The sequence below is a fragment of the Candidatus Njordibacter sp. Uisw_056 genome, from assembly GCF_047730085.1.
GTDB lineage: Bacteria > Pseudomonadota > Gammaproteobacteria > Pseudomonadales > Balneatricaceae > Njordibacter.
Genome location: NZ_CP159830.1, coordinates 1,546,619 through 1,560,997, shown reverse-complemented (window position 1 = coordinate 1,560,997; position 14,379 = coordinate 1,546,619). Strand labels below are relative to the sequence as shown.

The window sequence follows — 14,379 nt, the reverse complement described above, 5'->3', positions numbered from 1 at the left end:
GTGCATATGATATCCACAAAAATGAAACCGTTTTTATATCTTCTTGGCTTCACAAGTATTTTGTTAAGTGCAAACGCCCAGTCTATTGCTCTTGGGCAAATACACCTAGATTCAACTGTGTTGCAGCCTTTGAAATTACATATTGAATTAATTGAAGTAGAAGGTATTCTGCCGGGTTCTATGGTGGCTAGTATGGCAGGTAAGGCCCAATTTCGAGCAGCTGGTTTAACTTATCAAGATTGGTATTCTGAGTTAGAGGTCAATATTGTTAATGATGCAGGCAACTATCTAGTGCAGGTTACAGGGCAGCAGCCTGTGGAACAAAGCCAGTTAAGTTTTATCTTTGAAGTTGATCATTTAGGTGACAGGTTGTTAGCAGAGTACGCCATCAAGTTACCTAGTTTTGTAGCACCCCAGCAGGTGGCAGAGAAAGCCGAACAGGAGCAAGCTCCGTTAAAGCCAATTAACCTAACTGCTGCAGCATCAGAGGTTATAGTGCAGGCGATCGAGGCAGAAATAGTAGTGGAAGAAGCCCTAATTCAGTTGGTGGCCTCTGAAACAAGTGCTGTTAAAGAAGACCCCGTTCTTCAAGCGCCAGTCTGGGTAGTCGTTAAGCCAGGTCAAAATTTGTGGCGAATTGCAGTCAACAATAGCCCAAAAGGTATCAGCCCTTGGCAGACATTAATTAGCCTCTATAGGGGTAACCCAACTGCCTATAAAAATGGTGATATTCGCCAAGTAATGGCCAACAGTAAGCTGCTTTTGCCTACTTTAAATGAACTAAATTCGCTTACAGCTAAACAAGCCAAAGCTGCTTATGATGTTTTGGTTCCTGCGCCAGTAAAGCTGCAGCAGAAAAAACTGACAAAAAACCAGCCTAAGGCGCTTAAGCTAGAGGAAGAAAATGTACAAGGTGTTGAGCAACAAGTGCAAAACCAGCAGATCAAGCTTAATAGTTTGGCGAGTCAGTCACAAATTCTACAAGCCGAAGTGAAAGGCCTCCAAGTCAATCACAGTCTGGCATTATCACAACAAGAGTTGCTTGCCAAAACGAATGAAAATCTAGCTCAGGGCTTAGCTGTTCAGCAGCAGGATATTAAAAGCCTGAGCCAGCAGAAAGATCAAATTGAAGCCAGTATGTTAGCGCTAGATATAAAGTTTGAAACAAAACAAGCAGACCTTAATCAAACAGAACAGGATTTAGCGCAGGCTAAGCAGGCCTTGGCTAAAACGGAAACCACTATCGCTTCTGTCGTGCAAGCCAATGACGTAAATGAAAAAAGTGTACAGACATCGCAGTGGCGCAGTATTGTGCAAGTGTTAGGGTTTTTGTTGCTACCAGTATTGTTTATGGCTGGAATTATTTGGTGGATTATAAGTCGTGGTAGGAGGGGGGTTCCAGAGCGTAGAATCCACTCAAAAGTATTTGAAGAGCAGCCAACAGCACATCAGTCATTGGCTGATTATGCCACTAACCTAGATACGCAAACTGACAATATGGACCAAGGTGTAAAAATAGTGCGAGGTGGCATGCCAGAGCGTAGCTTTATTGAAGAATTGCTGCAGCAACAAGAGCGAGACGAAACCCAGGCAATGGACCAAGGCTTAAATGCTAAAATTCAGGATGATCAATTGCACTTGTCTGCTGACGTTGAGTCGATGTTGAGCGGCCAAAAGCTAATGCATAACCAAGCTGATGAGCCTGTGGATTACTTGTCTCATGATGAAGAGATGAATACCAAATTAGATCTTGCCTTAAGTTATCGTGATATGGGAGACCTGCAAAAAGCCCGAGCAATGTTGCGCCAAGTGCTCAACCAAGGTGATGCAGAACAGCAAGCTAAAGCCAGTGCTTTATTATCTAACATTAACGAGGTCTAAGGTTATATGGCCACAACATTTAAAGCAGACGCGTCTGAATTTTTGGCTGAAGACAAGCAGCGTATTGCTCTAGGTATTGCTTACAATGGGCGCTACTATCATGGTTGGCAGCGCCAGCCCAGTGGGCACATCAGTGTCCAAGAAAAGCTAGAAGATGCCCTTAGTATTGTGGCTAACGAACCGATAAAGGTGATGTGCGCAGGGCGCACAGATGCTGGGGTCCATGCTAGTGCTCAAGTTGTGCATTTTGATACTGTGGCGCAAAGGCCACTGCGCGCATGGACACATGGTGGCAATATGAATTTACCAGATGACGTTGCTATTCAATGGGCACAGCCGGTAGATGAAAAGTTCCATGCACGTTTCAGTGCTACCGCCCGTCGCTACCGTTATGTGATTTATAACCATGCCCTAAGGCCAGCGTTGATGGATAAGGAGGTGACTTGGAACTACCGCCCTCTGGATATTGTGAGCATGCAAAAGGCTGCTGCTCACCTAGTAGGCACCCACGACTTCAGTTCATTTCGAGCAGCTGCTTGCCAGGCCAATAGCCCCATACGTACCATGCACCATTTAAATGTTATAGCTGCAGGAGATTATATTGTGTTAGATGTACGTGCTAATGCATTCTTGCATCACATGATTCGCAACCTTGCAGGATTATTGATGAAAATTGGTGCGGGTGAAGCACCTCCAGAGTGGGCAATGGAGGTGCTAATTGCAAAGGATCGGCGGGTCAGTGCAGCAACGGCAAAACCTTATGGCTTGTACTTTGTAGATGCCGAGTATGATGATGCTTTTAATTTGCCGCAGACACCGCTAGGGCCACATTTTTTAGCGCCTTGGATAAATGTGTAAAAGAGTGACTTAATAAGCTTATATAGTGCGCCACAAGGCTGAATTATCTGCTACCATTGGCCTGTGAATTTTATACCTTTAGCGATCAATAGCAGCGATTCATTGTGACACAACCTCGCGTAAAAATATGTGGCCTTCGCCAAGCAAATGATGCAGTTTTTGCTGCACAAGCTGGGGCGGACGCTATTGGTTTAGTTTTTTACCCGCCAAGTCCTCGAGCTGTTGATATTGCCACTGCCGCAGAGATCGCTTGCGCCTTGCCCCCCTTTGTTTCTTGCGTAGGTTTGTTTGTAGATGCTACAGCTGCAGAAATAGACCACATCCTTTCTCAAGTACCACTTTCTCTCTTGCAGTTTCATGGTGAAGAATCAGCGCAGTTTTGCGATCAGTTCCAGCTGCCTTGGATTAAGGCTGTGAGAATGCGCCCAAACATTAACTTACATCAGCAAAGGCAATGTTATAGTCGTGCCCAAGGCTTATTGCTAGACGCCTATAAGGCGGGTGTACCTGGTGGCACAGGCGACCAGTTTGATTGGCATCGCATCCCTGAAGATATTACTGAAGATGTGGTGCTGGCAGGTGGCATTGATGTTCGAAACGTGCAACTGGCGATCGAGCAAGTTAATCCCTGGGCAATTGACGTAAGTGGCGGTGTTGAAAGCCACAAAGGCGTTAAAGATCATGCTAAGATTGCGGCATTTATGCGTCAAGCAAAACCCTATTTATCGTATTTACCTTCACAATTATCAAACCATATTGAAATAAAAGGAACATCTAGTGACTAAAGCATCAGTATTGCCAGACGCTAATGGCCATTTCGGGCCCTATGGCGGACGTTTTGTATCAGAAACTCTATTTGCAGCATTAGATGAACTTAGTGATACCTATGATCTTTTGTGGCAAGACCCTGCATTTCAGGCTGAATTTGATTTAGACATGGCTCACTATGTGGGTCGGCCGTCGCCGCTTTACCATGCTAAACGGTTAACAAAGACCTATGGCGGGGCGCAAATCTACCTGAAGCGGGAAGACCTGAATCATACAGGTGCTCACAAGATTAATAACACCATTGGCCAAGCTCTGCTAGCGAAACATATGGGCAAGCCCCGGATTATTGCAGAAACAGGTGCAGGCCAGCATGGTGTTGCCAGTGCCACTGTGGCTGCTCGTCTGGGTTTAGAGTGTGTGGTTTATATGGGCGTTGAAGATATTCGACGACAGGCACAAAATGTTTATCGTATGAAACTTTTAGGTGCGACTGTTGTTGGTGTGACTTCGGGTACCCAAACCCTAAAAGATGCCTTGAACGAGGCAATGCGCGACTGGGTAACTAATGTTGATAATACCTATTACATTATTGGTTCTGCTGCAGGCCCGCATCCTTACCCAAAAATAGTAAGGGACTTCCAAAGTATTATGGGTCGCGAAGCGCGTCGCCAGACCCTTGAACGAACAGGCAGGTTACCCGATGCTGTTATAGCATGCGTAGGTGGTGGTTCAAATGCGATTGGCATGTTCCATCCTTTCCTTGAGGACAAAGATGTCCGTCTAATCGGTGTAGAAGCAGGTGGTAGCGGTCTGGAGTCTGGTCGTCATGCTGCGCCACTTTCAGCGGGCACGCCCGGTATTTTGCATGGTAATCGTACTTATTTAATGAGTGACGAAAATGGGCAAATTTTGCCTACTCACTCAGTCTCTGCAGGTTTGGATTACCCAGGTGTTGGCCCAGAGCATTCGTACTTAAAAGACACTGGCCGTGCCGAATATGTCATAGCCACAGACACTGAAGCCTTGGATTCTTTTAGGGAGCTATGCTTGCTTGAAGGTATTATACCGGCCCTTGAGTCAAGTCATGCTGTTGCTTATGCGTGTAAATTGGCTTCTCAAATGCGTCCAGATCAAACAATTGTTGTTAACTTGTCTGGTCGTGGTGATAAAGATATGCAAACCGTCGCCGATATCGACGGCATTAAAGTTTAAGGAAAGAAATCATGAGTCGTATAGCAGCTTGCTTTGACGCCCTAAAGGCCCAAGGTCGTCAGGCCTTAATTCCCTACGTTACCGCTGGTGACCCTAACCCTCAAGTAACCGTGGGGTTAATGCACCAGATGGTGTCTGTGGGTGCGGACATTATAGAGCTAGGTATTCCATTTTCAGACCCGATGGCAGATGGCCCTGTAATTCAGCTTGCCTGTGAAAGGGCCTTGGCCCATAAAACTTCGCTGGCTATGATTTTATCCATGGTGGCAGAGTTTAGAGAGCAAAATGACACCACTCCAGTAGTGTTGATGGGTTATCTAAACACAGTAGAAAAGATGGGTTACGATGTCTTTGTAGCGACGGCCAAAAAGGTCAGTTTGGATGGTGTTTTGCTAGTAGACTTGCCGCCAGAGGAAAGTGAAGATTTTGGTAAAGACCTTCGCCAAGCAGGTTTAGATGCTATCTTTCTCATTACGCCAACCACGACAGAAGAACGTATCAAGAAAATTTGTGCTGCTGGTAGTGGTTATATGTATTATGTTTCTTTAAAGGGTGTCACAGGCGCTGCTGCAATAGACACAGACGCTGTAGCAGAAAAATTAGACTTGGTTAAGCAACACACCCAGTTACCTTTAGGTGTGGGGTTTGGTATTAGAGATGCAGATTCAGCTGCCCGTGTAGCCCAAATAGCCGACGGGGTTGTGGTAGGCAGTGTGCTGGTTAATGCGTTGGGAGACAACGCTAGTGATCCAGAAAAAGGCTGTGCGCAAGTCGTTCTAACCTTATCAGAAATGCGCCAAGCCATGGACACTGCTGTTTAATAAAATTAATACGCCGACACTGTGACTGCCGGTCGCGATGGGAGAAGTTATGAGTAGCTGGTTAGATAAAATTGTTCCTGCTGGTATTTTGACCAACCTAGGTAATAAAGACAGGCGCAGCAACATTCCTGAAGGCGTGTGGAAAAAATGCCCAAAATGTGCGGCAGCTTTATATAAGCCAGAATTGGAAAAGAATTTAGAAGTATGCACAAAATGTGAACATCACATGCGTGTTCCTGCTCGTGATCGCTTGACCATGTTCTTAGATGCCAACTCTGGTACTGAAATAGCGGCAGAAATAGAACCTGTTGATAAATTAAAATTTAAAGATGTAAAAAAATACAAAGATCGTTTATCCGCAGCTCAAAAAGCCACAGAAGAAAAAGATGCCCTAGTAGCTATGAAAGGCAAATTGGTAGGCTTAGATATAGTTGCTGTTGCCTTTGAGTTTAACTTCTTAGGTGGATCTATGGGTGCTGTGGTTGGCGAACGGTTTGTGCGAGCGGCAAATGTAAGTATGGAGCAGGGAATCCCTCTAGTGTGTTTCTCAGCATCTGGTGGCGCACGCATGCAGGAAGCCTTAACGTCTTTGTTCCAGATGGCTAAAACAAGTGCAGCCCTAGAAAAGCTAAAGCAGCAAGGCATTCCTTATATTTCTGTGCTTACTGACCCTGTGTATGGTGGGGTTTCAGCTAGTTTGGCTATGCTGGGAGATTTAAATATTGCTGAGCCTGGGGCCCGAATGGGTTTTGCTGGGCCGCGTGTAATTGAACAAACTGTCCGTGAAACGTTGCCTGACGGTTTTCAAAAAAGTGAGTTTTTACTCGATCATGGAGCCATTGACATGATTATTTCTCGTCACGATATGCGTGCCACAGTGGGACGTTTGTTAAGTGCCATGACTCAAAAGCCTGCGCTGGTTATAGAAGCTTAATTTTGATGTCACAAACCCCCGCCTTTCACCAAGCAAGCCAATGGCTTACTTGGCTAGAGCAGCAGCACCCAAGCCATGAAATTGACATGGGCCTCACTCGTATTCGACATGTGTCTAAACGATTACTGGGTGATGAACCGATCGCCAAGCAAGTGATCACGGTAGCTGGCACTAATGGCAAAGGATCGAGTGTTGCTTTTTTAACCTCCATTTTGGAACAGGCTGGTTTAACCTATGCAAGCCTTACATCACCCCATTTTGTGCGCTTTAACGAGCGTATTCAGTTTCAAGGTAAACCTGTAGATGATGCTTCTTTGTGTGCAAGCTTTGAACGCGTAAATAAGGCTCGTTTCGATGAAGTTGGTGTGGCTACTGTGCTGACTTATTTTGAATTTAATGCCTTGCTTGCTTTTGACCTGATGCAACGAGCAAACTTAGATGTTGCAGTGTTAGAGATAGGCTTAGGTGGTCGTTTAGATGCGGTGAACCTCATTGATGCTGATGTCGCCATTGTTACCAGTATTTCGGTGGATCATGTAGATTGGCTGGGTGATGATGTCAATGTGATTGGGCGTGAAAAAGCAGGTATTTATAGGGCTAACAAACCTGCCATTGTAGGAGCCTTAGACTGCCCGGCGTCTGTGGCTCAATATGCCCAAGAAATTAATGCTCAGTGTTTTCAGAACGGTGTTGACTTCAAAGTTGAAAATCACACTTGGAGTAATAGCTCTGGCTTAACCGTTAACTTGCCTGAAACCAAATTACCTGCTATGAATATGCCAGCAGTGGTGCAGGCCGTGAGCTGTTTAAGCTACGATATAAAGGTTGCTGATATCGTCTTGGGGTTAACTAAGGCGCGTTTAATAGGTCGCTTTCAAAGGTTGGAATGGCAAGGCAAGCAAGTTATTTTAGATGTTGCTCACAACCCACAAGCGGCGCAGAATTTAGCAACTACTTTAGGCAATGAAGCCTGCGATGGCAAAACTATCGCTGTATTGGCTATGTTAGGTGACAAAGACTATCAGCAAGTCATTGCAGCCTTAAGCCAGACCTTTGATCACTGGATGCTTGCAAGCAGCCAAGGCATAAGGGGCTTATCCAGTGCAGTGCTTGCTGAAGAAACAGCTAAATATGGTGTTGTTGCTGCCCAAGTTTCAGCGTGCGACACCCCAGTTAAAGCGTTTAGTCAGGCCATATCAATGGCGTCAGCAAAAGACAGGGTAATCGTCTTTGGTTCGTTTGTAACCGTTGGAGCAGTGCTGGCTTTTATTGAGTCCTAAGTAGCATTATCGTAAAGAGGAAAAAATTAGTGGAGGCAACAGTGAAGCATCGTATTGTAGGTAGTGTCATGCTGTTGAGCTTGGCTGCGATTATATTGCCATTTTGGCTAGATGGCGCAGGCCTAGAGCAATACCAATCTACCCACCAACAGCCTCCAATGCCTGAAGTTGAGGTGATTAATGTAATTGAGTCTCTTGACGTGGGCAATGCCTTGGAAACTGTTGATCCGAGCAGCTTACAGGTAATTGAGTTGAGCCCAATTATTGCTGTAGAAAAATCAACCACTAACACACAAAATACTAATATGGCCAAGCTTAAGCCAAGTGATAGTTTGCTGAACCCACAGGGGTTGCCCACTGGGTGGGTTGTGCAATTAGGTAACTTTGGCAAGCGGTCTAATGCAGCTCGGTTAAAGGACAAGGTTATTAAGGCTGGTTTTGCTGCTTATATGGTGCCCAATGGTGCGCTTTTTAAAGTGCTTGTGGGCCCAGAGTTAGATAGGCCCAAAGCTGAAGCTTTACAGGAAAAGTTAAAAGATAAGTTTAAAATGACCGGCATGGTCACTTTATATGAAGTAGAGAAGCTATAGCAGGCCGCTCTTCTTAAGCATGTTAACGGGTCGTTTAATCAAGGTTATGTATGGAAAGCCTCAACGTTTTTGACTGGATACTTGTTGCCATAATCGCTGTTTCTTGCGTTTTTGGTTTGCTACGTGGTTTCGTTAAAGAACTACTGTCCTTGGCGAGTTGGGTGGCAGCTTTTTTTGTTGCACGTTTATTTTCGTTCAAACTAAGTGGTTTTATGATCGACTGGATCGACCAGCCGCAGTTTCGTTTGATTGCCGCGTTTGCTATTTTGTTTGCTGCCACTCTAGTAGTTGGTGCACTTATCAATAATGTCTTTTCTCGTTTAGTTTCTGCTACAGGTCTAACGGGTACAGATCGTTTATTTGGTATGGTGTTTGGTATTGTGCGGGGTTGTTTGTTGGTGATTGTCATGGTGTCTCTGTTGTCACTAACACCAGTAAGCAACGACACATGGTGGCAGAGTTCTTTGATTATTCCTCACTTTATCTTGGTTGATGAGTGGTCCTATAAAATGTCGAGTAGTGCTTCTGGTCTATTAGACCTGTTGCCGCCAGCGCTCCTATAGCGTTGTAATGAGGGTTTAAGCATGTGTGGTATCGTTGGTATTGTTGCCAAGTCTTATGTTAATCAGGAAATCTATGATGCCCTGACTTTTTTGCAGCACCGTGGTCAGGATGCTGCTGGAATGGTGACCTGCCATGATGGCCGGTTCTTTTTACGCAAGGATAATGGCTTGGTACGAGACGTTTTTCGTACCCGGCATATGCGACGTTTGGTGGGTAATATGGGTATTGGCCATGTGCGTTATCCCACAGCTGGAAGCTCTAGCGCTGCTGAAGCGCAACCTTTTTATGTTAACTCGCCTTATGGCATTGCCTTAGCTCATAACGGCAATTTAACCAATGCTAAAGAGCTTTCTGAAAGCATATTTAAGGCTGATCTACGCCACGTTAATACTAATTCAGACTCTGAAGTGCTGCTTAACGTATTTGCCCATGAGCTTCAACGGATTGGCCAGTTAGTCCCTAGCGAAGAAGATATTTTCTATGCTGCGCGTCAGGTACATCGACGCTGTGTAGGAGGCTATGCGGTTATAGCCATGATTACCGGTATTGGCATTGTGGGCATGCGCGACCCGTTTGGAATTCGCCCATTATGCTATGGTAAGCGTGAATCTGAACTGGGTACAGAATATATGGTTGCCTCTGAAAGTGTTGCTCTAGACTCTGCCGGGTACACCATGGTGCGTGACCTAGAGCCTGGCGAGTGTATCTACATAACCGAGGGTGGGCTGGTATTTACTCGTCAGTGTGCAGAAAACCCAATGCTGTCTCCATGTTTATTCGAATACGTGTATTTGGCTAGGCCAGATTCTGTCATGGATGGTATTTCTGTTTACAAAGCGCGCTTAAAAATGGGTGAATACCTGGCGGATCAAATATTACGAGATTGGCCAGATCACGACATTGATGTAGTGATCCCCATTCCTGACACCAGCCGAACGTCTGCTGTTGAGCTTGCTAGTAAGCTTGGGGTGAAATTACGTGAAGGCTATATTAAAAATCGTTATATTGGCCGTACTTTTATTATGCCGGGGCAAACTCAGCGGCAAAAGTCTGTGCGTCAGAAGCTAAATCCAATTGAGCTTGAATTTCGCGGTAAAAATGTATTGTTAGTGGACGACTCTATTGTGCGGGGCACCACGTCAACCCTGATCATAGAAATGGCACGTGAAATGGGGGCCAAAAAAGTTTATTTTGCTTCTGCAGCGCCTGCTGTGCGTTTCCCCAATGTATATGGTATCGACATGCCATCTGTTGATGAACTAGTGGCCTATGGCCGCACTGATGCAGAAGTGGGTGATATTATTGGCGCAGACCGTATGATTTATCAGGACCTTAAAGATTTGATTCGTTCAACCCAAGGTGGTGGTAGTGATATAGCTAACTTTGACTGTTCTGTGTTTGACGGGAAATACGTAACGGGTGATGTGGATGAAGCTTATTTAGCTAACTTGGAAGCTGTGCGCAATGATAATACCATGCATCAAGTGAATGTGATTGATGATGACGTTTCTCTGGCGACTAATATGCAAAGTAAGTTGTAACATGAAAAAAACAAGCCTAAACCAAAGACAGCAACGCCAAAAAGAGCATTTAAAAAAGACTGCGTTAGGCACTCAAGCCATTAGATCAGGTTCTATGTCTGGTTTAGAGCAAGAACATAATGATGCCATTTATGTCACGTCTAGTTTTATCTATGGCAGTGCTGAGGAAGCGTCTGAATGTTTTAGTGGTAAAACTGAGGGTAATATCTATTCTCGTTTCACCAATCCAACAGTGCGCACTTTTGAACAGCGTATAGCCGCTATGGAAGGTGGAGCAAGAGCCGTTGCAGCAAGTTCAGGTATGGCTGCACTCACAAGTATCTTTTTAGGCCACCTTAAGCAAGGCGATCATATTGTTTCGTCATGCAGTATTTTTGGCTCTATTGTTGGTTTATTTGACAATGTTCTTGCTAAGCTAGGAATCAGCACTACTTATGTTAGCCCTGCAGACAGCCAAGCCTGGCAGGCCGCTATTCAGCCTAATACTAAAGCGTTATTTTTAGAGTCGCCTTCTAACCCTCTTGGAGAAGTGGGTGATATTGCTGCTTTAGCTTTGTTAGCTCACAGTTACAATGCGCTACTAGTGGTTGATAATTGCTTTTGCACTCCAGTATTGCAAAACCCATTAGCACTAGGTGCTGATATTGTAATGCACTCAGCAACTAAATACATAGATGGCCAAGGCCGCTGTGTTGGGGGTGTAGCCATAGGCAGTGAAGAGCATATGGAGCCTGTGTTTGGCTTTCTACGTACCGTGGGCACTACTATGAGCCCATTTAACGCATGGGTGTTTATTAATGGTTTAGAAACCTTATCTCTGCGTATGCAAGCCCATTGTTCCAGTGCCGTAAAGCTAGCACGTTGGCTAGAAGGGCAACCTCAAGTAGAGCGAGTATTTTACCCTGGCTTAGAAAGTCACCCCCAGCACGAGCTGGCAAAACAACAACAACGGTTGTTTGGTGCGGTGGTTTCTTTTGAAGTGAAAGGTGACAGGTCTTCTGCATGGCGCTGTATAGATGATACGAAACTGTTTTCAATTACTGGAAATTTTGGTGATGCAAAATCCACTATTACTCATCCTGCTAGCACCACTCATAGCAAGATGACAGAGGAATCCCGTGCATTAGCTGGTATAAAAGATAACTTAATTAGGGTGTCAGTGGGGTTAGAAGACTACCAAGACATTCAACAGGATTTGGCTCAGGCTCTAGCAAAACTCTAGTGCATTACTGTTAAAACGTGATGAAGAGACAAAAAAGCCCTTATTTTATAATAGAATAAGGGCTTTTTTCGCTGCAGCTTAATTAACGTTTAAGCAACTTCTATCGTTGGAATCACTTTGTCTGCAGCAGAAGTATAATCTGCTAGTTGGTCAAAGTTGAGGTAGCGATAGACTTCATCAGCCATGGTGTCTAGCTTATTTGCATACTTAAAGTACTCGCTAGGAGTAGGCAACTTACCATTGACCCCAGCAACAGCCGCAAGTTCTGCTGATGCCAAAAATACGTTTGCGCCAGTACCTAAACGGTTAGGGAAGTTACGAGTGGAAGTAGATACCACGGTAGAGTCGTCTGCAACTCGCGCTTGGTTACCCATACATAAGGAACACCCTGGCATCTCAATTCGCGCACCAGCCTTGCCAAATATGTTGTAATAGCCTTCTTCAGACAGCTGAGCGGCATCCATTTTAGTGGGCGGCGCAATCCACATACGTGTTGGAATGGCTCCACCAGCAGCTTCAAGCAACTTACCAGCTGCACGGAAATGGCCAATATTAGTCATGCAGGAACCGATAAACACTTCATCAATTTTTTGGCCGGCAACAGAGGATAACAAACGGGCATCGTCTGGATCGTTGGGCGCACATAATATAGGTTCTTTAATCTTTGCCAAGTCAATTTCAAGCACTTCAGCATATTCTGCATCACTATCTGCACGCATTAGCTGCGGATCAGCTAACCATGCTTCCATCGCCAAAATACGACGAGCAATAGTGCGTTTGTCACCATAACCTTCAGCGATCATCCACTTAAGCATCACTACATTGGAACGTAAGTATTCTGCGACAGGAGCTTCATTTAAAGTGATGCTGCAACCGGCGGCTGAACGTTCTGCCGAAGCGTCAGATAGTTCAAAGGCCTGCTCTACAGAGAGGTCTTCTAACCCTTCGATTTCTAAAACCCGGCCAGAGAAGGCGTTAACTTTTCCTGCTTTCTCTACGGTAAGTAGGCCTTGTTCAATGGCAAAGTAAGGAATGGCATGAACTAAGTCCCGCAGAGTAATGCCTGGGTTACGTTTACCTTTAAAGCGCACTAATATTGATTCAGGCATGTCCAAGGGCATAACACCTGTGGCAGCGGCAAAGGCAACTAAGCCGGAGCCAGCAGGGAAAGAAATACCCAAGGGGAAGCGAGTATGCGAGTCACCGCCGGTACCTACGGTGTCTGGCAGCAGCATACGGTTAAGCCAAGAGTGGATAACACCATCACCAGGGCGCAAAGACACACCGCCACGGTTCATGATGAAGTCAGGTAGTGTGTGATGGGTTTTTACATCAACTGGCTTAGGGTAGGCTGCTGTATGGCAAAATGACTGCATAGTTAAGTCTGCTGAAAAGCCTAGACAAGCAAGATCTTTCAATTCATCACGGGTCATCGGCCCGGTGGTGTCTTGGGAGCCTACGGTGGTCATTTTTGGTTCGCAATAAGTGCCTGGGCGAATTCCCAAAGTGCCACAGGCCTTACCCACCATTTTTTGGGCCAAGGTGTAGCCTTTGCTAGAGTCTACAGGGGGTTTAGGCACCTGGAAAACATCTGTCGCAGCCATTCCCAGTGCGGTGCGGGCTCGGTCTGTAAGTCCACGGCCAATGATTAGTGGAATGCGTCCACCAGCTCTAACTTCATCTAAAATAATATTAGTTTTGAGCTCAAAGTGGCTAAGCTCTTCACCTGTTTCATGGTTAGACACAACGCCTTTATATGGGTAGATATCAATCACATCACCCATGTGCATATTAGATACGTCCATTTCTATAGGCAGGGCACCCGCATCTTCCATTGTGTTGAAAAAAATAGGCGCGATTTTGGACCCAAAGCAAAAGCCACCAGCTCTTTTATTGGGCACTGCTGGAATGTCGTCACCGAAGAACCATAATACTGAGTTGGTTGCTGACTTACGCGAAGAACCCGTGCCCACAACATCACCTACATAAACCACGGGAAAGCCTTTAGCTTTGATGGTTTCAATTTGTTTTAGAGGCCCAGTAGTGCCATGATCGTCAGGCTTAATTCCATCGCGTTCCATTTTGAACATTGAATTGGCATGCAGTGGAATATCTGGGCGAGTAAAGGCATCTGGTGCCGGGGAAAGGTCATCAGTGTTAGTTTCTCCAGTCACTTTAAATACGGTTAAGGTGATCTTGTCTTCTAGCTGCTTGCGCGAAGTAAACCATTCGCCAGCCGCCCAAGACTGCATCACTTGCATGGCATAAGCGTTGCCATTTTTAGCTTTTTCATCGACGTCATGAAAGGCGTCAAACATTAATAAAGTATGAGACAGTGCTGTAACTGCAGTGGCTGCTAAATCGTCATTATCTAAGCAGGCAATCAGTGCTTCAATGTTGTAACCGCCCAACATGGTACCTAAAATTTCGGTTGCCTCAACCGGGCTCACTAGGCTAGACGTTACGTCACCTGTGGTAATGGCTGACAAAAAGCTCGCCTTTACGTAGGCGGCCTGGTCAACCCCAGCAGGCACACGATTGCGTAGCAAATCTATTAGTGTAGATTCTTCACCGGTAGGTGGGTTTTTTAGTAGTTCAACAAGCTCGGCTGTTTGTTCTGCACTAAGTGGCTCCGGGGGGATGCCTTGGATGGCTCGCTCGGCAATATGGGTACGGTAAGCTTCTAACATGGTCTAGCCTCTAATGGC

At 45.5% G+C, this 14,379-nt stretch carries 12 protein-coding genes; 11 read left to right on the top strand and 1 reads right to left on the bottom strand.

Translation table 11 applies throughout. From position 1 onward, the window contains the following. The first annotated feature begins 6 nt into the window (after window positions 1-6). From ABXT60_RS07590 to ABXT60_RS07540, 11 genes are all read left to right on the top strand, one after another. A complete protein-coding gene (locus ABXT60_RS07590; RefSeq protein WP_443629551.1) occupies window positions 7-1,881 on the top strand; it encodes a FimV/HubP family polar landmark protein in 1,875 nt (624 codons plus the stop codon). A 6-nt stretch (window positions 1,882-1,887) separates the two neighbouring features. Beyond that, window positions 1,888-2,739, top strand: coding sequence for a tRNA pseudouridine(38-40) synthase TruA (gene truA, locus ABXT60_RS07585; RefSeq protein ID WP_443629550.1), 852 nt, complete (start codon window positions 1,888-1,890; stop codon window positions 2,737-2,739). A 104-nt stretch (window positions 2,740-2,843) separates the two neighbouring features. After that, a complete protein-coding gene (locus ABXT60_RS07580) occupies window positions 2,844-3,524 on the top strand; it encodes a phosphoribosylanthranilate isomerase (RefSeq protein WP_443629549.1) in 681 nt (226 codons plus the stop codon). Continuing rightward, entirely contained in the window at window positions 3,517-4,719 is a 1,203-nt protein-coding gene (gene trpB, locus ABXT60_RS07575) for a tryptophan synthase subunit beta (protein WP_046482387.1), read from the top strand. Before ABXT60_RS07580 ends, trpB begins: the two co-directional genes overlap by 8 nt. Before the next feature lie 11 nt (window positions 4,720-4,730). Then, window positions 4,731-5,540 carry a tryptophan synthase subunit alpha gene (gene trpA, locus ABXT60_RS07570; RefSeq protein ID WP_443629548.1) on the top strand — a complete coding sequence of 270 codons (810 nt, stop codon included), beginning with the start codon at window positions 4,731-4,733 and terminating at the stop codon, window positions 5,538-5,540. 49 nt (window positions 5,541-5,589) lie between these two features. Beyond that, window positions 5,590-6,474, top strand: a complete 885-nt coding sequence (gene accD / locus ABXT60_RS07565) for an acetyl-CoA carboxylase, carboxyltransferase subunit beta (protein WP_443629547.1) — start codon at window positions 5,590-5,592, stop codon at window positions 6,472-6,474. Window positions 6,475-6,479: 5 nt separating this feature from the next. Next, on the top strand, window positions 6,480-7,754 hold the full coding sequence (gene folC / locus ABXT60_RS07560) for a bifunctional tetrahydrofolate synthase/dihydrofolate synthase (RefSeq protein WP_443629546.1): 1,275 nt from the start codon (window positions 6,480-6,482) through the stop codon (window positions 7,752-7,754). Window positions 7,755-7,795: 41 nt separating this feature from the next. Then, window positions 7,796-8,344: an SPOR domain-containing protein gene (locus ABXT60_RS07555; protein ID WP_443629545.1), complete on the top strand. Its 549-nt coding sequence runs from the start codon at window positions 7,796-7,798 to the stop codon at window positions 8,342-8,344. 50 nt (window positions 8,345-8,394) lie between these two features. Further along, complete coding sequence (locus tag ABXT60_RS07550; RefSeq protein ID WP_443629544.1) at window positions 8,395-8,907, top strand: CvpA family protein; 513 nt, start codon at window positions 8,395-8,397, stop codon at window positions 8,905-8,907. Between the two features lie 21 nt (window positions 8,908-8,928). Beyond that, complete coding sequence (purF, locus tag ABXT60_RS07545) at window positions 8,929-10,449, top strand: amidophosphoribosyltransferase (protein ID WP_443629543.1); 1,521 nt, start codon at window positions 8,929-8,931, stop codon at window positions 10,447-10,449. 1 nt (window position 10,450) lies between these two features. Next, window positions 10,451-11,671, top strand: a complete 1,221-nt coding sequence (locus ABXT60_RS07540) for an O-succinylhomoserine sulfhydrylase (protein WP_443629542.1) — start codon at window positions 10,451-10,453, stop codon at window positions 11,669-11,671. Window positions 11,672-11,760: 89 nt separating this feature from the next. Here ABXT60_RS07540 and acnB read toward each other — a convergent pair whose 3' ends face one another. Continuing rightward, on the bottom strand, window positions 11,761-14,361 hold the full coding sequence (gene acnB, locus ABXT60_RS07535; RefSeq protein WP_443629541.1) for a bifunctional aconitate hydratase 2/2-methylisocitrate dehydratase: 2,601 nt from the start codon (window positions 14,359-14,361) through the stop codon (window positions 11,761-11,763). Window positions 14,362-14,379: the final 18 nt, after the last annotated feature.

Coding starts and splice junctions, on each gene's coding strand:
- ABXT60_RS07590 (WP_443629551.1), top strand. CDS start 7: ATGATATCCACAAAAATGAAACCGTTTTTATATCTTCTTGGCTTCACA.
- truA (WP_443629550.1), top strand. CDS start 1,888: ATGGCCACAACATTTAAAGCAGACGCGTCTGAATTTTTGGCTGAAGAC.
- trpA (WP_443629548.1), top strand. CDS start 4,731: ATGAGTCGTATAGCAGCTTGCTTTGACGCCCTAAAGGCCCAAGGTCGT.
- accD (WP_443629547.1), top strand. CDS start 5,590: ATGAGTAGCTGGTTAGATAAAATTGTTCCTGCTGGTATTTTGACCAAC.
- folC (WP_443629546.1), top strand. CDS start 6,480: ATGTCACAAACCCCCGCCTTTCACCAAGCAAGCCAATGGCTTACTTGG.
- ABXT60_RS07550 (WP_443629544.1), top strand. CDS start 8,395: ATGGAAAGCCTCAACGTTTTTGACTGGATACTTGTTGCCATAATCGCT.
- purF (WP_443629543.1), top strand. CDS start 8,929: ATGTGTGGTATCGTTGGTATTGTTGCCAAGTCTTATGTTAATCAGGAA.
- ABXT60_RS07540 (WP_443629542.1), top strand. CDS start 10,451: ATGAAAAAAACAAGCCTAAACCAAAGACAGCAACGCCAAAAAGAGCAT.
- acnB (WP_443629541.1), bottom strand. CDS start 14,361: ATGTTAGAAGCTTACCGTACCCATATTGCCGAGCGAGCCATCCAAGGC.